This window comes from Geobacillus sp. JS12 (assembly GCF_001592395.1).
Classification (GTDB): Bacteria; Bacillota; Bacilli; order Bacillales; family Anoxybacillaceae; genus Geobacillus; species Geobacillus zalihae.
This window is the reverse complement of record NZ_CP014749.1, coordinates 2747997-2773944: the sequence shown is the minus strand read 5'-3', so window position 1 is coordinate 2773944 and position 25948 is coordinate 2747997. Positions and strand designations below refer to the sequence as shown.

26 protein-coding genes and 1 pseudogene are annotated in these 25948 nt (G+C 53.3%); 22 read left to right on the top strand and 5 right to left on the bottom strand.

Going from position 1 to position 25948, the window contains the following annotated elements; all coding sequences use genetic code 11:
- Positions 1-3: 3 nt before the first annotated feature.
- The 4 genes from A0V43_RS13640 to A0V43_RS13625 form a co-directional block, all read right to left on the bottom strand.
- Complete coding sequence (locus tag A0V43_RS13640; RefSeq protein WP_013146448.1) at positions 4-681, bottom strand: SH3 domain-containing protein; 678 nt, start codon at positions 679-681, stop codon at positions 4-6.
- Positions 682-898: 217 nt separating this feature from the next.
- A complete protein-coding gene (locus A0V43_RS13635; protein WP_063193340.1) occupies positions 899-3346 on the bottom strand; it encodes an SH3 domain-containing protein in 2448 nt (815 codons plus the stop codon).
- Positions 3347-3583: 237 nt separating this feature from the next.
- Entirely contained in the window at positions 3584-4591 is a 1008-nt protein-coding gene (locus tag A0V43_RS13630; protein ID WP_015375865.1) for an LCP family protein, read from the bottom strand.
- 32 nt (positions 4592-4623) lie between these two features.
- Positions 4624-5265, bottom strand: a complete 642-nt coding sequence (locus A0V43_RS13625) for a YigZ family protein (protein WP_063193339.1) — start codon at positions 5263-5265, stop codon at positions 4624-4626.
- Between the two features lie 219 nt (positions 5266-5484).
- Between A0V43_RS13625 and A0V43_RS13620 the strand changes: the two genes are divergently transcribed.
- The 22 genes from A0V43_RS13620 to A0V43_RS20545 all read left to right on the top strand — a co-directional run bounded on the left by A0V43_RS13620 (position 5485) and on the right by A0V43_RS20545 (position 24957).
- Positions 5485-6666 (top strand): sensor histidine kinase, encoded by a 1182-nt coding sequence (locus A0V43_RS13620; protein ID WP_063193338.1) that lies wholly within the window; start codon positions 5485-5487, stop codon positions 6664-6666.
- Positions 6663-7337: a response regulator gene (locus tag A0V43_RS13615; protein WP_063193337.1), complete on the top strand. Its 675-nt coding sequence runs from the start codon at positions 6663-6665 to the stop codon at positions 7335-7337. The genes A0V43_RS13620 and A0V43_RS13615 overlap by 4 nt, the downstream gene beginning before the upstream one ends.
- A gap of 243 nt (positions 7338-7580) precedes the next feature.
- On the top strand, positions 7581-8426 hold the full coding sequence (locus A0V43_RS13610) for a DegV family protein (protein WP_063193336.1): 846 nt from the start codon (positions 7581-7583) through the stop codon (positions 8424-8426).
- A 112-nt stretch (positions 8427-8538) separates the two neighbouring features.
- Positions 8539-8727, top strand: coding sequence for a hypothetical protein (locus A0V43_RS19860; RefSeq protein ID WP_041470600.1), 189 nt, complete (start codon positions 8539-8541; stop codon positions 8725-8727).
- 280 nt (positions 8728-9007) lie between these two features.
- A complete protein-coding gene (locus A0V43_RS13600; protein ID WP_063193335.1) occupies positions 9008-10399 on the top strand; it encodes an ATP-dependent helicase ComFA in 1392 nt (463 codons plus the stop codon).
- Positions 10396-11088 (top strand): ComF family protein, encoded by a 693-nt coding sequence (locus A0V43_RS13595; RefSeq protein WP_063193334.1) that lies wholly within the window; start codon positions 10396-10398, stop codon positions 11086-11088. The genes A0V43_RS13600 and A0V43_RS13595 overlap by 4 nt, the downstream gene beginning before the upstream one ends.
- A gap of 72 nt (positions 11089-11160) precedes the next feature.
- A complete protein-coding gene (locus A0V43_RS13590) occupies positions 11161-13182 on the top strand; it encodes a hypothetical protein (RefSeq protein ID WP_063193333.1) in 2022 nt (673 codons plus the stop codon).
- Positions 13182-14054, top strand: coding sequence for a hypothetical protein (locus tag A0V43_RS13585; protein WP_063193332.1), 873 nt, complete (start codon positions 13182-13184; stop codon positions 14052-14054). Before A0V43_RS13590 ends, A0V43_RS13585 begins: the two co-directional genes overlap by 1 nt.
- Positions 14051-14347 carry an EscU/YscU/HrcU family type III secretion system export apparatus switch protein gene (locus A0V43_RS13580; protein WP_063193331.1) on the top strand — a complete coding sequence of 99 codons (297 nt, stop codon included), beginning with the start codon at positions 14051-14053 and terminating at the stop codon, positions 14345-14347. Before A0V43_RS13585 ends, A0V43_RS13580 begins: the two co-directional genes overlap by 4 nt.
- Before the next feature lie 56 nt (positions 14348-14403).
- Positions 14404-14829: a flagellar export chaperone FliS gene (gene fliS / locus A0V43_RS13575; protein WP_063193330.1), complete on the top strand. Its 426-nt coding sequence runs from the start codon at positions 14404-14406 to the stop codon at positions 14827-14829.
- Positions 14830-14847: 18 nt separating this feature from the next.
- Positions 14848-17241 carry a flagellin N-terminal helical domain-containing protein gene (locus tag A0V43_RS13570; RefSeq protein WP_063193873.1) on the top strand — a complete coding sequence of 798 codons (2394 nt, stop codon included), beginning with the start codon at positions 14848-14850 and terminating at the stop codon, positions 17239-17241.
- A gap of 82 nt (positions 17242-17323) precedes the next feature.
- Positions 17324-17761, top strand: coding sequence for a YaaR family protein (locus A0V43_RS13565; RefSeq protein WP_015375855.1), 438 nt, complete (start codon positions 17324-17326; stop codon positions 17759-17761).
- Positions 17762-17966: 205 nt separating this feature from the next.
- The gene (locus tag A0V43_RS13560; protein WP_063193329.1) at positions 17967-18377 is read left to right on the top strand and encodes a TIGR03826 family flagellar region protein; all 411 of its coding nucleotides are present in this window, start codon (positions 17967-17969) and stop codon (positions 18375-18377) included.
- A 71-nt stretch (positions 18378-18448) separates the two neighbouring features.
- Complete coding sequence (gene flgM, locus A0V43_RS13555; protein WP_063193328.1) at positions 18449-18715, top strand: flagellar biosynthesis anti-sigma factor FlgM; 267 nt, start codon at positions 18449-18451, stop codon at positions 18713-18715.
- 15 nt (positions 18716-18730) lie between these two features.
- Positions 18731-19198 (top strand): flagellar protein FlgN, encoded by a 468-nt coding sequence (locus A0V43_RS13550; protein ID WP_063193327.1) that lies wholly within the window; start codon positions 18731-18733, stop codon positions 19196-19198.
- A 12-nt stretch (positions 19199-19210) separates the two neighbouring features.
- Positions 19211-20806 (top strand): flagellar hook-associated protein FlgK, encoded by a 1596-nt coding sequence (flgK, locus tag A0V43_RS13545; RefSeq protein WP_063193326.1) that lies wholly within the window; start codon positions 19211-19213, stop codon positions 20804-20806.
- A gap of 10 nt (positions 20807-20816) precedes the next feature.
- On the top strand, positions 20817-21710 hold the full coding sequence (flgL, locus tag A0V43_RS13540) for a flagellar hook-associated protein FlgL (protein WP_063193325.1): 894 nt from the start codon (positions 20817-20819) through the stop codon (positions 21708-21710).
- 34 nt (positions 21711-21744) lie between these two features.
- A complete protein-coding gene (locus A0V43_RS13535) occupies positions 21745-22299 on the top strand; it encodes a DUF6470 family protein (protein WP_063193324.1) in 555 nt (184 codons plus the stop codon).
- Positions 22300-22321: 22 nt separating this feature from the next.
- Positions 22322-22756, top strand: a complete 435-nt coding sequence (gene fliW, locus A0V43_RS13530; RefSeq protein WP_063193323.1) for a flagellar assembly protein FliW — start codon at positions 22322-22324, stop codon at positions 22754-22756.
- A gap of 16 nt (positions 22757-22772) precedes the next feature.
- Positions 22773-23012, top strand: coding sequence for a carbon storage regulator CsrA (gene csrA / locus A0V43_RS13525; RefSeq protein WP_063193322.1), 240 nt, complete (start codon positions 22773-22775; stop codon positions 23010-23012).
- Between the two features lie 196 nt (positions 23013-23208).
- A complete protein-coding gene (locus tag A0V43_RS13520; protein WP_063193321.1) occupies positions 23209-24498 on the top strand; it encodes a flagellin N-terminal helical domain-containing protein in 1290 nt (429 codons plus the stop codon).
- A 345-nt stretch (positions 24499-24843) separates the two neighbouring features.
- Positions 24844-24957, top strand: a complete 114-nt coding sequence (locus A0V43_RS20545) for a flagellin (protein ID WP_014196766.1) — start codon at positions 24844-24846, stop codon at positions 24955-24957.
- Between the two features lie 703 nt (positions 24958-25660).
- Here A0V43_RS20545 and A0V43_RS19295 read toward each other — a convergent pair.
- Positions 25661-25912: pseudogene (locus A0V43_RS19295) on the bottom strand (IS1634 family transposase); the annotation flags it as partial.
- Positions 25913-25948 lie beyond the last annotated feature (36 nt).

The following is a 25948-nucleotide window of genomic DNA, read 5'->3' as shown; positions in this document are numbered from 1 at the left end:
CGTCTACTTCACCTCACCAAATTCAGCGGCCATCCAACCCCGCCGCCCGTCAGACAGCTGCACGTTGTACCATTTCTCTCCTTTGCTGTTGGTAAACGGCTGGATATAGACCATCTCTGTCCCTTTTGGAACGGTCGCAATAATCGGATAAGAAGTCGTCGCTCCTTTTCGAATATTGACCGCGGCCGTGGCGATGACGTGCTTGGTGCTGTCGCTGCTGACAGCGGATGTCGAGACATCGCCTGAATGGATCCATCCTTTCAGCGATGAAGATAGGACGACGTTGTACCAAAGTCCTTGGGAAGTAAGGTGCGCCCCGACGACTTGCAGTGAAGCCCCTGCCTGTTTATAAGTGATGACGCGGTAGCTCGTTGACGCTCCGCTGCGGACGGCCGCATTGTTTTTCGCTACATAGACGACAGAAGGCAAAGAAGGCGAAGCGGGTTTGCTGGCAAGTTGTTGTTGAAGTTGTTGAATTTGTTGTTGCTGGGCGGCCAGTTGTGCTTTCAGATTGGCAATGTCGTTTTTCATCGGGTTGAGCTGGGACGTCACCCAGTCGACGCTCGCTAACACGACTTCTTCCGATGCTTTCATCGCCGATGGCGTAAACAAGAGGGCGCCTGCCGTCATTCCGACCGCCAGGCTGGCAGCAACGGCCCATTTGGCTTTTCGTTTCATCATGTTCATCTCCCCCGTTTTGGATATGGAAAGAAAGGAGAATAATAGCTTTCCTAAAAGGCCGGTGAAACACAACGGATTCGCTTGGTTCATGAGGAATCGCAAGGAATGAAAACGCGATGTCACCATGTTCCTCCAGCTTGAGAAACACCGTTGCCAAAGCTTTATATCCGTTGCATCATCGGCCTTCTCATGCTATTATTCTCCGAATGCGAACAAACTAGAATTGGCTGAAGTATTCTTCCAGTCCTTCGCGAATGCCGACAGCCGCTTTTTGGCGGAACGCTTTCGTTTTGAGCAGCGCCTCTTCATTCGGATTGGAGATGAAGGCGAGCTCAACAAGAATGCTCGGCAGCTCGTTTTTCCGGTTGACGTAAAAGTCTTGCGTTTTATGGCCGCGGTCATATGTTCCGAGCTGTTGGACAAGATGTTTTTGCACGATGGCGGCCAACTGCTCGCTTTTTGGCCCGTTGAAGTTGCTCGATACGTTGTAGTACGTTGTCGTTCCGCGAGATGTCCGCGAGTACGAGTCGGCGTGAATGCTGATAAAGGCGTCGTAGTCGGAACTGTTGGCGATCCATGTCCGTTCCGACAGCTCCAAAAAGATGTCGGTGCTTCGCGTCAATTTCACGATCGCTCCGGCCCGCTCCAATTCTTCTTTTAGCAATAAGGCGGTGTCCAGCGTAATATCTTTTTCCCGCGTGCCGCCAGGGCCGATCGCCCCGGTGTCGTGCGCCCCGTGCCCTGCGTCAATAATGATTTTTTTGCCCTTGAGTCCGGTCTCGAGAATTTTCAGCGCCAATCGGTCGCTGTAATGGCGAAGGGTGAACGTGTACCCCGGTTCAAAGGTGATGAGCAGGCTGCTGCCCGTCCACTCCACCGTTTGGATGCCGGGAATGTCGGTCGACGGGACTTCAGCGTAGGAAAACGAGCCGGTGATTTTCAGGCGATTGCCAGGCAACAACGAATAGGAGACGCGGAAATTAGACGTTTTTTTCCACGTCAAATAGGCATTGTCGTTGATGGTCGAAAACGTCGGTTCCACGAGACTATTTAAGGCGACGGTAGAGGTGCTCGATTCTTCCACCCATCCGCGGACGCCATTGGATGTTTCGACATTCAGCCATCCATGATATTCGTAAAGGACAGCAAGCCGCTCATTCGCTGCCAGCGTCTTCAACGATTGATAGTTTGAAGAGGCGCCTCGGCGCAGCGGAGTGCCCGCCTGTTTGACGTATACGTAGGATGGGGCGTTGACTTCAAACGCCGGCATCCATCCCGTTTTCCCCGATGCAGAGGTGACTTGCACCCAGTCGAACGGAGATGCTTCTGTCGTCTTCAAAACCGTGACCGTTCGGTTTTTCGCAATCCGCTCGATGACGGCGGCGCTCAACGAAGGTTCGGCAAACAGCGCCGCATTAGCGGTTGTCACCTGCTTTTGCTTCCCCTGGCTGGCTGGTGGGGAAAGGTAGGATTTGGTTACGACCGTCTCGTGCACCCAGCCGAGCGTTTTTCCATTGAGGGACACTTTGTACCAAAGCGCTCCCGACGCATCTTTGGCGCTTGACAGGCTGTTCAGTTTGGTTCCTTTTTTCAGTTGGGTGACGACTTTTGCTTTTAAAGATGGAGCTTGCCGCACATTGGCGACCGACACGCTGACCGTCAGCGGCTGGCCTGAGATGCTGGACGTATCCGAGACACCGCTTGGAACCGAAATGGTTGATGACATCGTCAACACTTTTTCCGACACCCATCCCCGGACATGTCCGAGATCAACGCGGTACCAAAGTTCCTGACCATTTGTGACGAACAAATCGATCACTTTGACAGATTGACCGCGTGACACTGTGGCGACGGCGCGGTAATGGACGCTCGCCCCGCGGCGAACCGGGGAGGACTGCACAACGTTCATGAATGTCGGCAAAAGTGTCGGAAGCTGTTTGGGTATGTAGATCTGTTCCGTTTTCACCCATCCTTTGACTCCCGCCCACTCCACACGCACATACTGTTCCCCGAGCGAATTGGTGAACTCGGCCATGATGGAGACGACATCGCCGTTAGACAGTGTTTTTACGACCCGATAGTAAGGGGATGCCCCCTTGCGCACCGCGATGTCGTTGGCGGCGATGACCGCACGCTTTCCGACGAGCATGGAAGGTGGTTGGTTGGAAAAGCTGTCCGCACGCGCCCAGCCGGTGACGCCTCCGTACTCGATGCGGTACCACGTTTCACCATAGGCGTTTTGAAACTCGTCTATGACGTTCACTTGTTGGCCAGCGGGAATCGAACCAACGGCCCGATATGAATCGGTTGCCCCTCTTTTCAGCAACGAGTCTTGCTTGGCGAACATCACGTTAGGGAAGGCGGAAGAGACATGCGCTTCAGAAAAGTCGTCTGCCCGCGCCCAGCCCGTGATGCCCTTGTATTCGATGCGATACCACGTTTCGCCAGCAGCATTTTGGAACTTGTCGATGACCTTTACTTGTTGGCCAGCGGAAATGGATTCGACGATTTGATAGGAATCCGTCGCTCCTCTCCTCAGCAAAGCGTTATGCTCCGCGACCATGAGTGTCGGTGAGGATGAGGAAGGACTTCCATCGGCGGCCAAGGCGGCTGACGGCCATAGCGGGCAAGTCGCCAACAAGACGGAAAGAAGCGTTTTTTTCAAGGATTCGATCCCCCCTTTTTCTCAAGTTTGTGTTTTCTATACTATCATAGCGAATTTTGCCGTTTTATCCAACCCGAATTCAGTCCTATTATGAGAAAAAATGAAAAGTTTTGTTGAAAAAGAGAGAAAAAAGCAGAGGACATGAAAGGTTGTGCTCTTTCATCATCATTGCGGCATGATACGCTGTAAATGGAAAAAGGCGCCCCATTGCGTTTGGGAGCACCTTCTTTGTGATCGTTAATTTTGGCTTTGTGTGGATGGTGAATCGCTGCGCGTGAGGGAGGCGTTGGACGTCTCGAGCGCTTGCCGCAGCGTTTCATTGATTGAGCTGACCGATTGCTCGTCCGGGATGTAGTAGTACACGCCGTTGATCGTTTCGTCGTATCCTTTCAAATGCAAATTTTCTACATCCGCGTTTTTCATTTTTTGATAGACGTAGATGAATGACAACAACTCGGACGGAGGGATGTTCGTCCGCACGTGATCCCCTAAATCGGCGATGACGTCATCCAGCTTCGGCAGCGAGGTGATGGACGTGCTTTTGTCAATAATGGCGCGAATGACTTGCTTTTGCCGCTCGTTTCGGCCAAAATCGCCGCGGGGGTCCGATTTTCTCATGCGCACATAGGCGAGCGCTTCATTGCCATTCAACTCTTGTTTGCCTTTATGGAACGTATGCCATTTGAGCGAACCTGTCAGCTGAGCTTTGAATGTGAACGGAACATCCACCGTGACGCCGCCTAGGGAATCGACAATTTTTTCGAACCCTTCAAAATCCGTCGTCACGTAATAGTCGATCGGAACATTGATCAGCTCATTGACGGCTGCAATGGTCGATTGAATGCCGCCATGACTGTAAGAATGGGTGATTTTGTCTTTCCGCCCTTCGCTCGGGATGTAAACGCGCGTATCGCGGGGAATGCTCAACAAATACACTTTGTTCGTCTTCGGATTGACGGTCAACAACATGACGACATCAGACCGCCCCTCCTCGTCGTGGTACTGGTTTTCCACTCCGACTAACAGAACGGTAAATGGGTCTTTGCGCATCTCAATGTTTCTTGCCGGCTTGCTTGATGGATCAAGCGCTTGATAAATTTTGCTTGACGCCTGTTTCGCCTCGGAGTAAATATTGTAGCCAAAGGCGCCGACACCCCCGAGCAACAGAAGAAACACGAGCAAAAAGAATCGGCGGAGCCGCTTTTTTTTCTTTCGCTTTTTCACCGTTTTTCTTGTATGATTCATCGTTTAACCCTTCTTTCCTTTACGGTGTCGTTTTAGGAAGACGGAAGCAGCCGCTCGGCATACTCCATCGCTCCCGCCTGAATGTCCGCCCTTCCGTTTGTCAGTTCGGTCATCCACTCGCCGAACGAAGACTGGCCGTCCTCGGGAACGAGAACGTCAAATGTGACGCGGTCGGCATATTGGATATTTTTAATAGTATATACGGAAGAGCGCAGCTCATTTTCCACTTTCCCAAGCCACGGATAGTCGATCGTGACACGCATGACGCGCATGAGCCGACGCTCGACGATGCCGGCGGCGTTCAGCCCCTCGGAGACAGCGCGGCTGTAAGCGCGCACCAACCCGCCCGCGCCGAGCTTGATGCCGCCAAAGTAGCGGGTGACAACGGCGACGGTGTCTTTCAATCCTTTTTTCTTCAGCACCTCAAGCATCGGCACCCCTGCGGTGCCGCTCGGCTCGCCGTCATCGTTCGCTTTTTGGATTTGGTCATGCTCGCCGATCAAATAGGCGGAGCAGTTGTGGGTGGCGTCCCAATGCTTCTTCTTGATCTGTTGAATAAAGGCGACGGCCTCTTCCTCGGTTTCGGCGCGATTGATATAGCAGATGAACCGTGATTTTTCGATCACGATCTCGCGTTCGCCGTATCCTTTGACCGTGTAATATGTTTGTAACAAAGCAAAACACCTCAACATACAAAAAACGCGAAAACGGTTTAATTTTGTTCATTTTTTTGCATGAATGGCTAGCGCTCTACTCTCATTATGGTAAACTGAAAATAAAAGAGCAATAGATAGGGCATGCTTTTATTATTATAAATCGACAACTTTTTTCCTTCAAACAAATTTTGCTGGCGCCCATGCGCACCGCTTGGCAGCGCTGTTGGAGGTTGGCAAATGGCTGAGGCAAAACAGTGGGACGTGAAGCAGTTGGATCGGATTGTCGAAAAAATGATCGACACCGTTCAACACAGCAAAGACGAAATTTTTCGCATCGGAGAGCAGTCGCGTCAAGAGCACGACCATTTGCTTCGCGAACTCGAGGAGGTGAAGCGGCTGACCGTGCAGGCGATCGAAGAAGCGGATCAGCTGGACAGGAAGGCGCGTCAGGCGCGCCGCCGCCTGTCGGAAGTGAGCCAAAACTTTTCGACCCACTCGGAGCAAGATATTCGCGAGGCGTATGAAGCGGCGCATGAGCTGCATATGAAGCTGACGATGGTGCGCGAGCGGGAGAAACAGCTGCGGCTGCGCCGCGACGAGCTCGAGCGGAGATTGGCGAGCCTTGCGCAAATTATCGAACGCGCCGATTATTTAGTCGGACAAATTACGGTCGTGCTCCACTACTTAAACAGCGATTTCCGCCAGGTCGGCGAGCTTATTGAAGGAGCGAAGCAAAAGCAGGAATTTGGGCTGAAAATCATCGAAGCCCAGGAAGAAGAGCGGCGTCGGCTGTCTCGGGAAATCCATGACGGCCCGGCACAGCTGCTCGCTCACGTCCTTCTTCGGTCTGATTTGGTCGAAAAGGTGATCAAAGAGCGAGGGACAGAGGCGGCGATCGCTGAGATCCGCGACTTTCGCAAAATGGTGCGTTCGGCTTTGTCCGAAGTGCGCCGCATCATTTACGATTTGCGGCCGATGGCTCTTGATGATTTAGGATTGGTTCCGACGCTAAAAAAATATTTGCAAACGACCGAAGAATATAACAAGGGAGTCCACATTTCCTTTGTACATATCGGCGAAGAAATTCGGCTGCCGTCGCGGATGGAGGCGGCCGTGTTTCGGCTTGTCCAAGAATCGGTGCAAAACGCCTTGAAGCATGCCGAAGCGCGCCATATCGACGTCAAAATGGAAGTGACGTGCCACCATCTGCTTGTCAGTGTCAAAGACGATGGCAAAGGATTTGATCCGTCGGTCAAAAAAGAAAATGCGTTCGGCTTGATTGGAATGCGGGAGCGGGTGGAGCTGCTCGGCGGCACGCTCGACATCCGCTCAAAGATTGGCAGCGGAACGACCGTGTTCATTCGCGTTCCGCTCGACCGTTCGACTGACAAAACGAACAAGGAGGAAAGGAAACGATGAAAACACGCATCGCGATTATCGACGATCACCAGCTGTTTCGCGAGGGCATCAAGCGCATTTTGGAATTTGAGGGCGATTTTGAAGTCGTGGCGGAAGGAAGCGACGGAAGCGAAGCGCTTTCGATCGTCGAAACATACCGCCCCGATTTGGTGCTGATGGACATTAACATGCCGGACATCAACGGCGTGGAGGCGACGAAACAGCTGATTGAAGCTTACCCTGATACGAAAGTCGTCGTGTTGTCGATTCATGACGATGAAAACTATGTCATGCGCGCCTTGCAGACGGGAGCGACCGGGTATTTGTTAAAGGAGATGGATGCCGATACGCTCATTGAGGCGGTGAGAATCGTCGCCGAAGGCGGTTCGTACTTGCATCCGAAAGTGACGCACAACTTGATTCGCGAATACCGCCGCTTGACGACAGAAAAAGGGGGCGTGGCGGTCAAACAAGAAGTGCGTCGTCCGCTGCATTTATTGACGCGGCGCGAGTGCGAAGTGCTGCAGCTGTTGGCCGACGGCAAAAGCAACCGCGCCATCGGCGAAGCGCTGTACATTAGCGAAAAAACGGTGAAAAACCACGTCAGCAGCATCTTGCAAAAATTAAACGTCAATGACCGGACGCAAGCCGTTGTGGTCGCGATCAAAAACGGCTGGGTCGAGGTGCGCTGAACGGAATGGGGGCTCTGGCCAGTCTTTGTAGCGGTGCATTGACGATCGAAGCGGCTTCCTGTGGCATCGATGCGCCGTTTGGCGGCGAAGGAGCGGCTTGGGCAAAGCGTTGCATGAGGATCAACGATTTTCCGCTTCACGGCTTGCCCGCGTTCTTTGCCTCCTCATGCATTGAGCGGTGGTGGACAGCCAGTCTTTTTGGTATAATGGCAGAAAAGGCTGAATCAGGAAGGAATGGCGCCCGTGAAAATTGCGATTGTCACCGATAGCACGGCTTATTTGCCAAAAGACGTGCGCGAGCGGCTCGGCATCCGGATGATTCCGCTCAGCGTCATTTTTGGGGACGAAACATATCGCGAAGAGATCGATATGACGGCCGATGAATTTTTCGCCAAAATCAAGCAGCACCCGAAGCTGCCGACGACATCGCAGCCCTCAGTCGGCGAATTTGTCGACTTGTTCACTGCCATTCGTGAGGAAGGGTACGACGCTGTCATCAGCATCCACCTCTCAAGCGGCATCAGCGGCACGTACCAAGGGGCGGTCACGGCGGGAACGATGGTCGATGGCTTGCGTGTTTACGCCTACGATTCGGAAATCAGCTGCATGGCGCAAGGGTTTTATGCGATCGAAGCGGCGGAAATGGCGCAGGCGGGGAGGTCCCCTGAGGATATCATCGCTCGCTTGGATGAAATGAAACAAACGCTGCGCGCCTACTTTATGGTCGACGACTTGGCCCACCTCCAGCGCGGCGGACGGCTGACTGGGGCGCAGGCGTTCATCGGCGGCCTCTTGCAAATCAAGCCGCTTCTTCGCTTTGAAAACAAAGTGATCGTGCCGTTTGAAAAAATTCGCACGCGCAAAAAAGCGATCCACCGCATCGAAGAGCTGTTCGCCGAAGATGCGGAAAAGGGTGTGCCGCTCAAAGCCGCCATCATCCACGCCAACCAGCCGGATGAAGCGGGCCGCTGGCGCGATGAGCTGTCCGCCCGCTATCCGCACGTCGAATTTTCGATCAGCTATTTTGGTCCCGTCATCGCCACGCATGTCGGCGAAGGGGCGCTCGGGTTGACGTGGTATCAGCCTTAAGCCGGGGCTGCAAAGCGCCGTCTCGAGGCGCTGCAGCCAAGCGCAAGGCGGAACGGTGCGCTCCGCCTTGCGCGGCGGCGAATTTGTTGTACAGTAGGTTTCTCTCTGCTTTATGAAACGGACCGAAGATGCGGGGCTGGCCGAACTTGTCGAACCGTTTTCCTTTCCTGAAAAACTTGTCGCTATTTCCCTGGGAATGTTGTCGAAACACGTTATCGATCGGCTCCATGACTCTCCTGTGAATCTTCGCTGGCATCAGGTTTCGCCGCATCCATTTCTTTCGAAGGCCGATATGTCGTGAAAAAGACGGTCAAACCACATCCTGATTCCATTTGGAAAGGCCTTTTCATCTCCACTTTCTTTTCTGATCGAATGTTGTTGTTTTGTGCATGACACCCGTCTTTTATTACCAGCCTTCTAAAGAATGCCGTGAGATCGCTCTTCCTGTACCTTTATGCGCTTCAAGTCTCTCAACTTGGGGAGAGGGTGGTTTTCCATGGCGTTTTTGCCGCGTCACCCGCTCTTTTTGGCTCCCGACTAGGAGACATGCTTTTCCTAAATGACAAAAGGAGTGATGCTCATTGTACATTCCCTCATCAGCCGCTGCTTCCCCGCTCGTCGCTTGGCTCAATGGCCAGCGCCTACCCCGAGAGCAGCTGTCGTTTCCCGATGGAGAAGTCGCTGCCGCCATCCAGACCGGTTCGCTTCACGAACAGCCCGGGCTCATCAAAACAGCGCGCGGCTGGCGCTGCGTCCGTTGTGGAAACGATGATCGCCATCTGTTCGCCTCGTTTCCATGCGCCCGCTGTGGATCGGATTGCGCGTATTGCCGCAAGTGTCTCGTGATGGGGCGCATCAGCTCCTGCACTCACCTTGTGCACGTGACGATGCCGCTTCCGTCCGAGCGGCACGAGGCGCCGCTTGTTTGGGATGGGACGCTGTCCGCCGCTCAGGAGGATGCCGCTATGGCTGTCAAACAGGCCGTGCTCGATCGAAGCGAACTGCTCGTTTGGGCTGTATGCGGTGCAGGGAAAACCGAGATTTTGTTTCCCGCCATCGCCGCCGCGCTCGAGAAGGGCTGGCGTGTTGGCCTAGCCACGCCGCGTGTCGACGTCGTCCGCGAGCTTGCTCCCCGCTTTCGTCAAGCGTTTCCGCGCGTTCCGCTTGCCGTATGGTACGGCGGAAGCGAAGAGCGCGGGCGGATCGCTTCCTTGGTCCTCTCAACCACCCACCAGTTGCTGTGCGCCTACCGCGCGTTTGACGTCATGATCGTCGATGAAGTCGACGCCTTCCCGTACTCGGTCGAGCCGATGCTTGAATACGCCGTTCGTGAAGCGCGGAAAGAACAGTCGAGCCTCATTTATTTAACCGCCACCCCATCCCGCGATTGGCAGCTTGACATCACAAGAGGCAAACGGAACGCCGCCGTCATCCCCGCCCGCTACCACGGCCGTCCGCTTCCCGTCCCCGCGTTCGAATGGTGCGGCAATTGGCGCAAACGGTTAGAGCGCGGTCGCTTGCCCGAAAACGTCCTTGCGTGGGTTCTCCATCGTTTGGCGCAGGGAAAACAAGCGTTTTTGTTCGTTCCCCATATCGATGAGCTTGAAGCGGTCACCCGCCTCTTGCAGCGCGTCGATCCCCGCATCGTCGGCGTTCATGCCGAAGCCCCAGACAGAGCCGAGCACGTTCAGGCATTTCGCGATGGGCGCGTGCCGCTGCTCGTCACAACAACGATCCTTGAGCGCGGCGTGACGGTGCCGAACATCGATGTCGCCGTTCTCGGCGCCGAAGACTGCATCTTCACGGAAAGCGCTCTCGTGCAAATCGCCGGCCGCGTCGGCCGCCACGCCGCGTTCCCTGACGGCGATGTCCGCTTTTTCCATCACGGGAAAACGAACGAGATGGTGCGGGCGCGCCGCCATATCCTTCGCATGAACGAAGAAGCGCGAAAAAGGGGGCTGCTGCGCTCATGAACTGCCTCCTTTGCCATTCTCCGTACAACCCGATCGCGAGCTGGCGCCAGCTTCTTTTCCTCGAAGACCTTGACGTCCTTTGCCCGCGCTGCCGCGGGTCGTTCGCCGTCATTCGCGGCCGCCTTTGCGAGATGTGCGGCCGTCCGCTTGAGGAAGCCAAGCCATCCTTGTGCGCCGACTGCCTCCGGTGGCAGGACGATGAACAGTGGAGGAGGGTGCTCGTGAAAAACCGATCTGTCTATCTATACAACGACTGGATGAAAGACGTCGTCGCCTTGTGGAAATTCCGCGGCGACTATGTCATCGTCGAGGCGTTCCGCCGTCCGTTTTCCCAAGCGTTTCGCCGCCATTTTGGCCGCGATTGGCACATCGTCCCGATCCCGCTGAGCCCCGAACGGCTGTATGAGCGCGGCTTCAACCAAGCGGAAGCGCTCGCCCGCTTGCTTCCATCCCCGTATTTCCCTTGGCTGGCCCGCCGGCATTCCGAGAAGCAGTCGAAAAAATCGCGCCACGAACGGCTGGACACCGACAACCCGTTTTTTCTCTCCGGCCATCCGCCGATAAATGGGAAGCGAATCGTTCTTATCGATGACATTTACACGACGGGCATCACCGTCCGCCACGCGGCCCTTGTGCTGCTTGAGGCGGGGGCGGCCGAGGTGGGGGCGTTGACGTTGGTGAGGGCGTGAGTGGGCTAAACATTTGCCTGCAGGATGCCGATATAAACAGTAGCAACCGAATGGAGCGGAAGGTGAACGGGGATGGAAATTCGCAACGTGTTGACTAGACAATCGATAACGGCGCCAAATCAAACGCTGATCGTGCAAAAAGGCGAAACATACGATGCGGTCATCAAAGAAAGCCAAGGGGGCGCCGCTGTTGTCGTAATCAAAGGAACCGAAGTGCAGGTGCGAACGGAAGGGGAATGGCCGCAAGAAGGACGTGTGGCCGTCAAGATCGTCGGGGAACAAGACGGCGTCCCGGTGGCGCGAATCGTTCCCCGTCCTCCTCAAGAGACGGACAAACAAGCGGTTCATTTTTCTGCTTCTGAACCGTTATCACCTGAGCTGAGACAGGTCGGGGCTTGGCTGCAAAAACATGGACAATCGCTCACGAAAGAGATCGTTTCCACCTTGCGGACGTTTTTCTCTGAAGCCCTAGGCACCGTAGAGCAAAAACTCGATACCGTCCGCGCGGTCATCAATAAGCATTTAGAACTGACGGACGTTCATCTTGCGGCTGTCCATGAGGCGCTGCATGGGAAGCCGTTAGGGGAGCAGTTCGCGGAGATTGCCAACAAACTCGATCCAGCCTTTACACTGGCTCAACGAGAAGAACAAAGCGCGATGAAAGAAACGCCGCACAATTTGGCCGTTGCGGTCGATCAGTTCGAGCGCCAAGCGTGGCGGACGGGAAGGGCGCCATCCAACGAAACAGCCCATCTCCTCGAGCGAGTGCGCGAGCAAATCGCACGCGAAAGGAATTTGTCAAAAGGAGTGGAGGATGTTCGCCGCGAAGTCGTGCGCGCGCCGAGTGTGGACCGGGATGTGGCGGAACAAGTGGAACGCGCGATGCGTGAAGTGGTTCAACTGCAGCGGCAAGGGCGCGAAGGGGAAGCGCGGGCGCGGCTGAATGAAGCATTGGCGGAGGCGGAACAAGTAATTCGCGCGTCGAAAGCGGCTGCCCGGTTCGCGATTGATGTCTCTCAACCGTCTTCAGAGCTAGTGCGGCAAATTCGAAACATCCGAACGGAAGCCGCTCGCACTCCAAATTTGTCGAATACCTTGTTCCAAGTTCAAAAGTTGCTCGCTGAACGCAGCGAGTGGCCAAGAGATGTCCGACAAAAACTAGAGGCGGTGTTCAACGAGACAGCGTGGTTGCAACAAGCTGGCCACCATGCGGCAGCAAGAGCCCACCTTGTCCGTCAACTGGGCCAAATCGAGTTGAGCGTAAGCACAGCTAATGAACAGCTGTCAGTTGTCCAGCCACCGTCCCCTATTGGCAATGAGGCGTCATCTTCATTCCATATAACGGTCGTTGATGACATGTCGATTTCATCAGGAGCGACAGCAGCGTCAGGGCAGGAAGGAACTTTACAGCGTCCCGTTGCTGCAAAGTTATCGGATGATATCGATGCGCTTGGAGATGGGGTTCGGTACGCCGCCTCCTCGGCCAATAGCTTAAACGAAACGGCAGATGGTGCGGCGAACGACAGCCCGCCGACCAAACAGCTGCGTGAGGCCATTCGCCAGGCGATCAAGCTGCTGCAACAAGAGCCCCTGTTGGAGAAAGCGTTGGATGCCGTTGAGGTGAAAGTCGCGGAAGCGTTTCGCGTCCATCCTCACTGGCAGCAAGCATGGGCTCATTCGTTTGTCAGTGCGCGAAATCTGATGGAAAAAGGGCGGGAGCTCGCCGCAAGGCAGACCGTGTTGAAAACGCTGCGTGAGATTGAGGCGTCGATCCCGTCCGCGCCAACCGATCGCCCGCTGGATGGTGACAGCCTATTTGATGGGGCATGGCAAGCGGCCTTGTCGCTCGAATCCAAACAGTTTCTTGTGCAAACGGTCACGAAAAAAATGGCGCAGGCTGGCCTTGATTTCAAAACCGTGAAGCGCGATGTGATGCGCCGGCTAGAGACGGTGGCGCAGTTGACGGAACACAACAGCCCCGCCACCCGCTTGCAGGCTGTCTCGATGTTGGAAATGGCGATCAAACAATTAGACAACACCATTTTAAAAAGCGACATCATGCTGTTTACGGATATGGGACGGAAAAGCAGTTGATGAAAGCCAGCTCCGAGCTCGCTGAGGCAAAAAAACGGCTTCGCCAAGGCGATGCGGTTGGAGCGCGAAAAATTGTCAATGAAGTGAAGGACATGTTAGCCCATACCGTGTTCAAACCGGCTGAGGCGAAGGTGAAACATTTTGTGAGGATGCAAGACGACACAAAGGCTGATTCGTCCAACGTGTTCCTTGACCAAGTGAATCAAGTGATGCAGCCGCCAGTCGATGGGCCATCAGCGCGGCACGTGTTTGACACGATTCGCCGTCTCGGTTTGATGCACGAGTATGAAGCCGCCGAACGGCTCGTATTGAAGGGAAACCAAGAGGAATCAGCGCCGCCAAACATAAAGGAAGTGCTTTTGCGGCTGGCGCAAAGCGGAAATGAATCGGTTGCGCGGCAAGCGGAACAAGCGTTGACGAACTTGACCGGCCAGCAGCTGTTAAACAAGTGGGATGGCATGATGGGGTGGCAAAGCTTTTTCTTCACACTGCCGCTGTTATGGCAACATGAGGTGCGCAACGTCAACGTCTATGTCAACGCCCGTCAAGACGGCGAGCGAATCGATTGGGAAAACTGTCAGCTCTATTTCTTGTTGGAGACAAAAAAATTGGGAGGCCTCGGCATTTTGCTTCAGGCGAATGAGCGAAGCTTATCGATTACCCTTCGCAACGACCGCGATGATTTTGCCGAAAAAGCCGCGCCGTTCATCGATGTGGTGAAAGAGCGATTGGAGGAGATCGGCTACCACGTCAAAGCGGTCAACATCACAAGGCTGATGAATGAAACGAAGCGGCAGGAAGAAGAAAAACGGGCGCCATCCATTCGCCCGTATGGATCGTTTACGGAAAGAGGGTACGATTTCACGATATGATGGCGAACTATTTCAACCAAAAAAAGCAGAGACACATGAATGGCCCGACGGCAGCTGTCATCCGCTATGATGAATCATCGGGTCGGTCGCCGACTGTCGTCGCTCAAGGAAGCGGACATGTGGCGCAGAAAATCATTGAACTGGCGAAACAGCATCACATCCCGATTCAAGAAGACCCATTGCTCGTGCAAAACTTGCTGCAGCTGGATCTGGGCGACCGCATCCCGCCGCAGTTGTACGCGGTGATTGCCGAAATTTTGATTTTGATTGAAGAAATTGAAAAAAATGCTTAAACATTGTCGACTCATCGCCGATATAAAAAACAGAGGGCAAATGGGGGTGCACGGCGTTGGACTTTTTAACCGAGGAATGGATTTACCAAAAAAACTCGCAACAGCTGACGGCATTGCTATATGAAGGATTGATGGAATGTTTGGAAGAGGCCATCGCGGCCCTTGAACAAAAAGACTATTGGAAAGCAAATAAACAGCTGCAAAAAGGAAACGACATCCTTCGCCGCCTCGGCGTTGGATTGCGTTATGACGCGGGCATCATCGCCCATCAGTTGGATGCGCTCTACAACTATATGGCTGAGCGCCTCATCGAGGCGAATATGAAAAAAGACGTGAAGATTGTTCAGGAAGTGTGGCAATTAACGACTACGATCGCCACCGCGTGGAACGAGGCGCTCAAAAGCGGCGCCTCTTCCGTGCATGCGGCACAAAGGCAAAAAGCCGCAGCGTACGAACAATTCATTACATACGAGAAATCATAAGCAAAGGAGCGGATGTTTGTGCGAATCAACCATAATATTCAGGCGCTCAACGCCTACCGCAACTTGGCGGCCAATCAATCGAGCATTTCGAAAAACTTGGAGCGCCTCTCCTCCGGCTTGCGCATCAATCGCGCCGCTGATGACGCGGCGGGGCTTGCCATTTCGGAAAAAATGCGCTCGCAAATTCGCGGCCTGCAAATGGCAGAACGGAACGCGCTCGATGCGATTTCGCTCATTCAAACGGCGGAAGGGGCGTTAAACGAAGTCCACAGCATCCTGCAGCGGATGCGCGAGCTGGCTGTGCAGGCGGCGAATGATACGAATACGTCTGAAGACCGAGAAGCGATTCAAAAGGAAATCAATCAGTTGACATCTGAAATTAACCGGATTGCCAACTCCACCGAATACAATACGAAAAAATTGCTCAATGAGTCCGTTTCCAGCCAAGCGAGAAGTGTGCAAATTGCTCAAGGTAGCTTTTCAGCAGGCGGCACAACAATCGATGGAGCGGGCCTGAAGCTGGACCCGGAAAGCACGATGGTGGCTGGAAATTATAAAGTGAAAATCGAAGATGTTGCTACGAAGTCAATACAAAGCACAGGACCAGCTGCCGGCGGGGTGCAACAAATCACACTGGATGCAACATCAAACTTGACGGTCGGTAATACATACGGGGTGAAAATCGAACAGCAAGATGTGAAAGTTATTACAAACAATCCGGGATCGTCGCCGGCCATTGATGCGGTATCGATCGCGCCGAACTCCCCGTTAAGCGATGGAACAGTGAATCTCGTGATCCGTCGCACGAATGATGTGAACAACTTCCAATCAGGTGGCACGGGTCTGACAGGAGTGCAAGTTTCCGCCTCTGCAGATCTAGATCCAAATGATACGTTTGTGATAGAAACAAAGTCCCAAGCTTCTGGTGTGCAAAATGGGACGGCCAATGGTCTATATATTACGAATGTCAATATTGACTCTAGCAAATTTTCACTAAAAGGTGAAGATTTCCGGCTCGTCTATACAGAAACGTCACCAGGATCCGGCCAGTTCACGGTAACTTTGCAAGATAAAAACGGGAATGATTTATCCCAAGCGGTCATCTTAGATAATAACCAACAAAACTACGAGTTTTATGATTTATCTGGCAACAAACTTGGTGTTTCCTTTACGACGATTTCCGGTATTAACGGAACACTAGCGGCAGCAAGTGAAAACGGAAAATACAATGAATTTGATATTGATATTGCGCTGTCTTTAAAGAAAAATGGCACGCAAATCGGAACGGCTGTCATCACTCCGACAGATGGGACGGCTGGCAATGTGACCATTAACGGTTCGGATGGGATTAGCTACACAATCAATCATAACGGATATACCAGCACGAACATCAATCGACCAGCAACGTTCGGCATACAGAGTATGCTTTCATACTCGACCGATGGAGCGACGTTCACGACGTTTAATGCAGGTGACAATCTGACCTTAAATGGCGGCATTTTCGTTGATACAGCCGACAATATCACTGATTATACGACAGGGGATACGACCGTGCAGATTGACGTTGGCACGACGTCATCGTATACAGCCACGCTGGTTGATGACGTGGGAAACGCACTGTCCGGCGTACCGATGCTCGTCGTTGACAATAACGGCGTGTATTCGTTTGGCAGCGGCACAGGCGTTTCGTTTACGACTGACACATTGTCAGCAGGAACACGGACGTTTACAGTAGGGGCAACCATTGCGACAAAAGCAACGTTAAGCACGAACGGCGTTGAGGTTGAGACGTTGAACAATATCGCCCCGAATACGACATTGCGTTTCCAAAACGGCGATCTGACGATGAATATCGGTGCGCTAACGAATGGTGAAGCTTCCTTTACGATCACAGGAGGGACGAACGACCAGTCGCTGAAAATTCAAATCGGCGCGAATGAAGGACAAATGCTCAGTGTTGGTATTGACGATATGCGTGCGCTCGCGTTAAAACTTTCCGGCAACAGCGCCGGTGGAACGGTTTCATTTACAAACCATTTAGGGGAGACTGTCACCGCCTACTATACGAACACGGCTGGCGTCAACAATGACGGCGTGACCGAATATGCCCTCGACGTCACGACGCATGAAAAAGCGACATCGGCCGTAAAAGTCTACGATTACGCAATCTCTCGGGTATCAGAGCAACGTTCGAGCTTAGGTGCCGTCCAAAATCGCCTTGAGCACACGATCAATAACTTGAAAACAGCGGAAGAAAACTTGACCTCATCTGAATCCCGCATCCGCGATACGGATATGGCGATGGAGATGGCGGAGTTTACGAAAAACAACATTTTGACGCAAGCGGCGCAGGCGATGCTCGCGCAGTCGAACCAGCTGCCGCAAGGGATTTTGCAGCTTTTGAAAAGCTAATCGGACCGCATCGGGCGGGGCATAAACGCCTCGCCCTTTTGCTATGGTTGTGCGATAATGGGGGTAGCGAGAGGTGATGGCGATGGAAGTGCAAAAAGTGACGCGCACAGGGCTGGCGAACGTGGGCCGCAAAGATGATGCCCCGATGGAATCGGTGTCGTTCACCGAAGTGATGGCGAAAACGCGCCGCGACGTCGTATGGGAGCGGATCAACGAACAAGTCCGCCAAATCGAGGAGCAAGGGAAGAAGCTTGCCGAGTCGCGGACGGTTGAGGATTTGCGCAAATACAAACAGCTCGTCAAGTCGTTTTTGGACGACGCGGTGAAAAACGGCCTGCAGCTCGAGGAACAACGCGGCTTCAGCCGCGGCGGGCGCGCGCGCATTTATAAGCTCGTGAAGGAAGTGGATCAAAAACTTGTGGAACTGACGAACGAAGTGTTGAAAAAAGAACAAAAGGGGCTTGAAATTTTGCGGCTTGTGGGCGAGATTCAAGGATTGATCATCAACATTTACACATAACCGCTCTGTTTATGTGGGCATCAACATAGCCCCGTGGTCGACCTGCTTGCGGCTGTAGAAGATGGCTAACGGCGCCGCATGCAGGGGTGCGGCGCTGACAGAGGGATGATGTCGGCGCCAAGCCGGTGATCACGAGAAGACGCCGTTACTCAACCTAATCGCTTTTATAAGGCGGCTTTATGGCCATGATCGGGAGGGATGCACGATGGCGGAACTAGCCAATTGTTCCAAGTGCGGGCGGTTGTTTGTCAAGTTATCGACCCGCGACGTATGCGAGTCGTGCTATCAAGAAGAAGAACGGCAATTTGAACGCGTTTACGCGTTTTTGCGCAGACGGGAAAACCGCACGGCGACGATGGCGCAAGTGGTGGAGGCGACAGGGGTGGAGGAGAAGCTGATCATTAAATGGATTCGCGCAGGGCGGTTGCAGCTTGTTCATTTCCCGAATCTCGGCTACCCGTGCGACTCGTGCGGTGCGATGATCCGTGAAGGGCGGTTGTGCGCCAAGTGCCTCGGCCAGCTGCAAGCCGACTTGCGGCGGGCGGAGGGGGAAAAGGAAAAAGAAGCTCGTTCCCGCCGCGCCACTTATTACAGCCAAGATCATAAAGAGCGCTAAACATTTCCGTCAGTGTTCCGATATAAACAGTAGCACGATGTGAACCGTGTCTCTCAAGCGAGGTGAACGCGATGAAAATCCATCATATCGGTCCAATGAACGTCAACCCGTACCAACGCCAGCTCGCCAAAACGGAGCGGTTGGCGGCGGGGAAGACGAAGGGCGATCAAGTGGAAATTTCCAAAGAAGCGAAAGAGCTGCAAGAAGCGGCAAGCTGGGAACGGGCGCGGCAAGCGAAACTTGAAGAGCTGCGCCAACAAATTGAAACCGGCGCATACCAAGTCGACCCGCGGGCGGTCGCCAAGCGGATGATCGACTATTACCGAAACCATCGATAAAGGAAGCGGATCGAGATGACATTTGCCGAACTCATTCACCTATTGCGGGCGCATGTCGAGCTGCATGGAAGCTTGTTAGCGCTGGCGCGGCGGAAGACAGAAGTGTTGAAGAAAAACGACATCGAGGCGCTGTCGGCTTTGCTTGCGGATGAACAGAAGCATATTTTGGCCATCCGCCAGCTCGAGGAACGGCGGCAGCGATGGCTGAAGGAGACGCTCGGCGATGAGGCGGCGACCATTTCTCGATGCGTCGAGATGGCGACAGGCAAGGAGCGCGAGGAGTTGGAGGAATGCCAAGCGCGGCTTCAGACGGCTGTCGCCGCGGTGGCGGAAGCGAATGAGCTGAACCGCCAGCTTATTGAACAGTCGCTCCAGTTTGTCACCGCGATGCTCGAGACGTTCGCCCCAACGCCGTCCACGTACAGCCGCACGCAACAATACGCCCCTTCGCCCGAGCGACCGCTGTTTGAATCGAAAGCGTAAGGAGGAAGAACGATGCTCTCGACATTCCATGGCCTTGAAGCCGCCCGGCGCGGCATGATGGCGCAACAGGCCGCCTTGTATACGACAAGCCATAACATCGCCAACGCCAATACGGAAGGGTATACACGGCAGCGCGTTCAACTGCAGCCGACGCCGCCGTTCCCGACGCCCGGCCTCAACCGCCCGAACATCCCAGGGCAAATGGGGACAGGGGTGGAAGCGTCGTCGGTCGAACGGGTGCGCGAATATTTCCTCGACATCCAATACCGCGGCGAAAACAGCAAGCTCGGGTACTGGGAAGCGCGCGCGGATGCGGTGGCGAAGATGGAAGACATCATGAACGAGCCGTCCGACAGCGGGCTGGCGAAAACGATGGACCAGTTTTGGCAGGCGCTGCAAGATTTGAGCACCCAGCCGGAGAACGAAGGGGCGCGCTCCGTCGTCCGCCAGCGCGGGTTGGCGGTTGTCGAGACGTTCCACTATTTATCGAATTCACTGACGCAAATCCGCACGGACATCGGCACGCAAATCGGCACGACGGTGACGGAAATCAATTCCCTTCTCAACCAAATCAGCGCATTGAATGAACGGATCGCCGAAATTGAACCGAACGGCTATTTGCCGAACGACTTGTACGACGAGCGCGATCGGTTGATCGACCAACTGTCGCAATATATGGAGATCGGTGTGGAAAAGCATCCAACTGGCGGCAACGCCTTGCCCATGGCGGAAGGAACGTACGATGTTTACGTGATGAACGGGAGTGCGAAAGTGTATCTCGTTCAAGGGCGCACGGCGTCTGTTGTGTCATTTCCCGACGGCAGCGATGTCGACGGCGACGGGGTGAAGGAGATGCCTCCCGATCTAGGCGTCAATACGCTCGATGTCAGCGGGACGACCGTTTCCTTTTCCTCTCTTCCGAACGGCAAATTGCGCGGGTTGATCGAAGGATACGGCTATCAAAGCGGAACCGACGCCAGCGGCCAGCCGATCGTCAAAGGGCTATATCCTGACATGCTTGCCAACTTGGACAAGCTCGCCTATACGTTCGGCACGGTGTTCAACGCCGTTCATCAACAAGGCTACGGGCTAAACGGGAGCACGAATCACCCGTTTTTTGATGGGATCAGTGCCGTAAGCGGCGCGGCGAACACGATCAAGCTCGCCGACGACATCGACGATTTGGCGAACATCGCGGCGTCCACAAAAAGCGGGGAAACAGGGAACGGCAACAACGCCATCAACCTCGCCAACGTCCGCAGCCTGCTTCTGTCCAATGCGACCGTTTCGCTGCAAGACAACATCGCCGTCAACTTGGCGTCCCTGAATTTGCCGCTTTCCTCAGGCACGGTTGAAACGAACTATCAAGGCTGGATCGGCCAGCTTGGCGTCGACGGTGAACAGGCGAACCGGATGAAAACGAACAGCGAAACGCTGCGCCAGTCGGTGGAGGAAAAACGGCAGTCCGTCAGCTCCGTGTCGCTCGATGAAGAGATGATGAACATGATCAAATACCAGCACGCCTACAACGCCGCGGCAAGGCAAATCACGGTGATTGACGAAATGCTCGATAAGCTCATCAACGGCATGGGCGTCGTCGGAAGGTAGGTGAACGGTGATGCGCATTACGCAAAGCATGTTGGCGAACAATACGCTTAAGCAGATCACCCGAAGCTACGCCAATTTGGACAAATATCAAACCCAGCTTTCGACGGGGAAAAAAATCACCCGCCCGTCGGACGATCCTGTTGTGGCGATGAAAGGAATCGCCTACCGTTCGAATTTAGCCGAAGTCGAGCAGTTCAAACGCAACTTCTCGGAAGCGTACAACTGGGTGGAAAACTCCGATTCGGCGCTCGATAAGGCGACGCAGGCGCTCCAGCGCATCCGCGAGCTCGTCGTGCAGGCGAGCAACGACACATACGAAGAAACGCAGCGCCAGGCGATCGCCAAAGAAGTGCGCCAGTTGACCGAACATTTGGTCACGATCGCCAATACGAAAGTCGGCAACAAATACATTTTCAACGGCGCCAAAACGACCGAGCCGCCTGTTACGGTGAACCCGGACGGCACGATTTCCGTGTCGGCAAACAGCCAACAGCTGAACATAGAGCTTGCCAAAGGCATTTACATTCCGGTCAACATTCCGCCGAGCACAGCGTTCGGGGCGGGTGGCGGATTGTTTTCGGATTTGCAAAACTTGGCCGCTTCCCTCGAAAATCCGAGCACGACCGGTAATGATGTAACGAGCTATTTAGACAAACTCGACAGCCACTTGACGAATTTGCTCGGCGTCCGCGCCGAACTCGGCGCGCGCATGAACCGGATCGAGCTCATGGAAGACCGCATCGACAGCCAGCAGGTGATCGCGGAAAAAATGTTGTCGGACAACGAAGACGTTGATCTGGAAAAAGTCATCACCGACTTGAAAACGCAAGAAAGCGTCCACCGCGCGGCGTTGGCCGTCGGCGCGCGCGTCATTCAGCCGACGTTGGTTGACTTTTTGCGTTAAACTAGCGTAATGCCCGCCGAAAGGAGCGATGGCCATGCGCATTCCGCAGCTTAAGATGGAAGCGACGTACGCCAAGCTGGCGATCTCAAGCGAACGGGCGCGGCTTGACATCACCCAGCCGCCCGCGGAGATGACGATCGAGCAGCCGCCCGCTGACATGCGCATCGCCTCCATTCCCGCCCGTCTGACGATCGACCAGACCGAGGCGTGGGCGGCGGTCAACAACAAGCACGTGTTTCGGCTGATCGAAGACGCGACCGCTGACGGACGGCAAGCGGTGCTCGACTTCATCGAGCGCGCCGCCATTCAAGGCGATGAACTGATGCGCATTGAACACGGCGGCGATCCTCTCGTGGAGCAGGCGGAGGCCAACAGCGAAGGCCCGCCGCTTGAGTTGGAGATCGCCCTCGTCCCACCGCCGTTTAGCGTCAAGGTCGACTATGAACCGGGCAGACTCACGATCGACTGGAACACCTACACGCCGCGCATTAATGTGAAGGCGCATGCGCCGATCATCCGCTGCCAGCAAGGGGCGGTCAAGATCGATCTCGCCCAGCACCCGTCGCTTCACATTGACGTCGTCATTTGAGGAACATGAGGAGGAGCAAGCATTGAACATCGACACGAAATACCACGGAACGGTGGCGGTGAAGGAAGAAGACATCATCCGCTTCCCCCACGGCCTGCCCGGATTTGCGGACGAGAAGCGGTTCGTCCTTTTGCCGCTCGCCGACACGCCGTTTGTCATCTTGCAGTCGGTCGAGACGCCCGCGCTTGGGTTTGTGTTGATCGAGCCGTTTTCGTACTTTCCGGCGTACGAATTTGAACTGGATGAAGCGATGGTCGAACAGCTTGAGATCGAAACCGAACGCGACGTCGCCGTGTACGTCATCTTGACGGTCGCCGACCCGTTCGACAACACGACGGCGAACTTGCAGGCGCCCGTTGTCATCAACGTTCGCAAGCGGCTCGGCAAGCAAGTGATCTTATCGAACACCGCGTACAAAACGAAACATCGCCTTTTCCCGGAAAAAGCGGCGACGTAAAGGAGGCGGGCGAACCATGCTTGTTTTAACGCGCAAACTCAAAGAAGCGATCCAAATCGGCGATGACATCGAAATCACTGTCCTTGCTATCCAAGGCGATCAAGTGAAGCTTGGCATCAACGCGCCCAAACACATCGACATTCACCGCAAAGAAGTGTACCTCGCCATTCAGGCGGAAAACAGCGCCGCCGCCGAAGCGTCCGAAGCCTCGCTCGCCGAACTGACCGCCAAGCTGAAACAATGGAAACATCCATAACGCCGAAGCGCCCATGCGGCGCTTTTTTTCGCTCCATCGACAAAAAAATTAAATTTCCCTATTAAACTTCCAAAAAACGCGCCGATATAAAAAGTGAACGCGGAATAGCGAAGAAAGGCGGCCGACTTTCTTCCTATCCGCGAATCTATCATTCCACAAGGATGTGGAATAAAAAAATTTCAAGGAGGAAAAGAAGATGAGAATTAACCACAACATTGCGGCGTTGAATACGTATCGTCAATTAACGATCGGTCAAGGCGCAGCAGCAAAAAACATGGAAAAACTTTCTTCTGGTCTTCGCATTAACCGCGCAGGTGATGATGCAGCAGGTCTTGCTATTTCTGAAAAAATGCGTGGACAAATTCGGGGATTAGAACAAGCATCTCGTAATGCGCAAGACGCAATCTCTTTAATCCAAACGGCTGAAGGAGCTTTAAACGAAACACACTCTATTCTTCAACGCATGCGGGAATTAGCTGTCCAGGCAGCTAACGAAACAACTACTCAAGATGATCGTAATCAAATACAAAAGGAATTTGACCAATTAAAAAGTGAAATTGACAGAATTTCAACTCAAACTGATTTTAACACTAAAAACTTATTAAATGGTTCATTTGCTGCTAATACTACTATTTCTGGAACGAATACTGCTAAAATTAAGAGTGGTAAAGTTGTAGATGATACTGTTGCTAGTGCTACCTATCAGTTGGCTATTAGTGGAGTTACTTCAGCAGCAGTAGCCAATGGTATTAACGGTGGTACAAATGTTGCAAGTGTTGCTATTACTACTGGTCAAGAAGCTAATGTGGACTTGGGAGTATATGAGTTGAAAATTTCTGATGACCCAAATAACTCAGGGAGAAAAATAGCTACACTTACAAACAAAACTACCGGAGCTGTACAAACAGTAAATAATATTGATCCTACAAATGATGGTTCAACTTTCACGATAGGGGGCTTTACTGTTACTAAACAAGGTGGTGCAGGTGCCGCACTAGCTAATGGTACTTATACATTCGATGTGCAAGCAACTTTTACTGCAACTCTAACAAATACTAATACTGGTACTGTAGTTGGTACACAAACATTTACTAACTATAAGAGTACTGATTTTACTATAGGTGGAATTAATTTTGGAATTAAAGCAGACCTCGCAACTGGTGCGGATACTAATGTTGTTGTCCAAAATAATGCCTTAACTTTCCAAATTGGAGCTAATACAGGTCAAACTACAAAATTAAGTATTAATGATATGTCTTCTACAGCTTTGGGTGTAAGTAATTTAGATGTTACATCTGTTTCTGGAGCATCAAGTGCAATTACTGCTGTGGATGATGCTATTAGAACAGTTTCTACAGAACGTTCTAAGTTAGGGGCTATTCAAAATAGATTAGAACATACAATTAATAACTTAGGAACAGCATCTGAAAACTTAACAGCAGCTGAATCTCGTATTCGTGACGTAGATTATGCCTTAGCCGCTTAATGGCGACAGGCACAGTCGTCCTAGCTGGAAACGGCTAGGAGTATCACCGGGTGAATTGCTGGAAACCCCTTAGAGCCTTTGACGCCACAACGTAGCTGGAAACGGCAGGCGTGATGGCTTAAAAAGTCAAAGGATTGGGCAACCAGCAGCCAAGTTCCTGTCCCGAAAGGGTGGAGAAGGTTCAACGACTAGGGCATACCGCCTACGGCACATGCTATGGCGATGAAGCCCGTAGGGTGAAGAGGATTTCCATCGTCCTCGTTCATCCGAAGCGCCCGGCCCCTAACAGGTGAAGCTGAGGGTGAAGATGTAGTCTTGTCCCGCACCGAAAGGGTGGGTGGCACGATGGCCAAAGAAATGATGGAATTCACGAAAAACAACATCTTGGCGCAAGCAGCGCAAGCGATGTTGGCTCAATCAAACCAACTGCCGCAAGCGGTGTTGCAGCTGCTTCGGTAGGCTGGTTTGGCGGGCGTCTTAGCTGGAAACGGCTAAGAGGATGACTGGGTGAATTGCTGGGAAACCCTAAGAGCCTTTGGCGCCACAACGGAGCTGGAAACGGCAGACGTGACGGCGGAAAAAGCCAAAGGATTGGGCAATCAGCAGCCAAGCTCCTGTCCCGAAAGGGTGGAGAAGGTTCAACGACTAGGGCATACCACCTAAGGCGAGTGCTATGGTGATGAAGCCCGTAGGGGAGGCAAGATAGCCGAACCGAAGTGCCCAGCCCCTAACAGGTAAAGCTGAGGGTGAAGATATAGTCTACACAACGGTCGAAAGACGTTGAGGCATGGCAAGCCAACCAACAACCGCAAGGGGTATTGCAATTGCTTCGTTAATCATACGCAAACGAAAAGAGACCTTAGGTTATCTAGGGTCTCTTTTTTCATGAACACCTTATTTATTTTTTATCTCTCTCCATTTATACACAACGGACCAATAGCTTCTTTGCAACGCATCGGCGATTTCTTGAATCGTAGCTTCTTCTTGCTTCATTTCTTTCAGTAGCCGTATTTCTTCAGTAGAATACGGTTTTACTCACATTTCGCACCCTAACAAGGTCAAAACGAAGGATTTTTTATTTAGTTTTTCAGAATAACTTTTTGACCAACACAACGAGCGATGGCAATCCTTTTTTTACCATCGCTGGTCGTTCCGTATCACGTTACACGTAGATGCTCTCATCCATGCCCAATCCCTGCAGAATCCTTCGCTGGTCCGGGTTGAGGGGGCGATCGAGTGCGCGTTGGATGCGCCCGTCTGGCAGCTCCAGCAGGATGACGTTCACATATTGAAACAGCTGAAAAATCGCCTGTCCCGTTGGCCGTGTCAACTTGCGGCCTCCCGCACCCTTTAACGGACGTTCGGGTGTGATGAACTGGCGCACCCGGCGCTGAAAAACGCGGTAAATCGCTAGAAGGCCGGTGAAAAAAGTACACCCTGAGGCAGGGAT

Excerpts from the sequence above, each read along its gene's own strand:
- A0V43_RS13550 (WP_063193327.1), top strand. The coding sequence starts at position 18,731 with ATGACATTTGCCGAACTCATTCACCTATTGCGGGCGCATGTCGAGCTG.
- A0V43_RS13590 (WP_063193333.1), top strand. The coding sequence starts at position 11,161 with ATGGAAATTCGCAACGTGTTGACTAGACAATCGATAACGGCGCCAAAT.
- A0V43_RS19860 (WP_041470600.1), top strand. The coding sequence starts at position 8,539 with ATGAAACGGACCGAAGATGCGGGGCTGGCCGAACTTGTCGAACCGTTT.
- A0V43_RS13630 (WP_015375865.1), bottom strand. The coding sequence starts at position 4,591 with ATGAATCATACAAGAAAAACGGTGAAAAAGCGAAAGAAAAAAAAGCGG.
- csrA (WP_063193322.1), top strand. The coding sequence starts at position 22,773 with ATGCTTGTTTTAACGCGCAAACTCAAAGAAGCGATCCAAATCGGCGAT.
- A0V43_RS13520 (WP_063193321.1), top strand. The coding sequence starts at position 23,209 with ATGAGAATTAACCACAACATTGCGGCGTTGAATACGTATCGTCAATTA.
- A0V43_RS20545 (WP_014196766.1), top strand. The coding sequence starts at position 24,844 with ATGGCCAAAGAAATGATGGAATTCACGAAAAACAACATCTTGGCGCAA.
- A0V43_RS13595 (WP_063193334.1), top strand. The coding sequence starts at position 10,396 with ATGAACTGCCTCCTTTGCCATTCTCCGTACAACCCGATCGCGAGCTGG.
- A0V43_RS13615 (WP_063193337.1), top strand. The coding sequence starts at position 6,663 with ATGAAAACACGCATCGCGATTATCGACGATCACCAGCTGTTTCGCGAG.
- flgK (WP_063193326.1), top strand. The coding sequence starts at position 19,211 with ATGCTCTCGACATTCCATGGCCTTGAAGCCGCCCGGCGCGGCATGATG.
- flgL (WP_063193325.1), top strand. The coding sequence starts at position 20,817 with ATGCGCATTACGCAAAGCATGTTGGCGAACAATACGCTTAAGCAGATC.
- A0V43_RS13640 (WP_013146448.1), bottom strand. The coding sequence starts at position 681 with ATGATGAAACGAAAAGCCAAATGGGCCGTTGCTGCCAGCCTGGCGGTC.
- A0V43_RS13580 (WP_063193331.1), top strand. The coding sequence starts at position 14,051 with ATGATGGCGAACTATTTCAACCAAAAAAAGCAGAGACACATGAATGGC.
- A0V43_RS13535 (WP_063193324.1), top strand. The coding sequence starts at position 21,745 with ATGCGCATTCCGCAGCTTAAGATGGAAGCGACGTACGCCAAGCTGGCG.
- flgM (WP_063193328.1), top strand. The coding sequence starts at position 18,449 with ATGAAAATCCATCATATCGGTCCAATGAACGTCAACCCGTACCAACGC.
- A0V43_RS13585 (WP_063193332.1), top strand. The coding sequence starts at position 13,182 with ATGAAAGCCAGCTCCGAGCTCGCTGAGGCAAAAAAACGGCTTCGCCAA.
- A0V43_RS13565 (WP_015375855.1), top strand. The coding sequence starts at position 17,324 with ATGGAAGTGCAAAAAGTGACGCGCACAGGGCTGGCGAACGTGGGCCGC.
- A0V43_RS13560 (WP_063193329.1), top strand. The coding sequence starts at position 17,967 with ATGGCGGAACTAGCCAATTGTTCCAAGTGCGGGCGGTTGTTTGTCAAG.
- A0V43_RS13620 (WP_063193338.1), top strand. The coding sequence starts at position 5,485 with ATGGCTGAGGCAAAACAGTGGGACGTGAAGCAGTTGGATCGGATTGTC.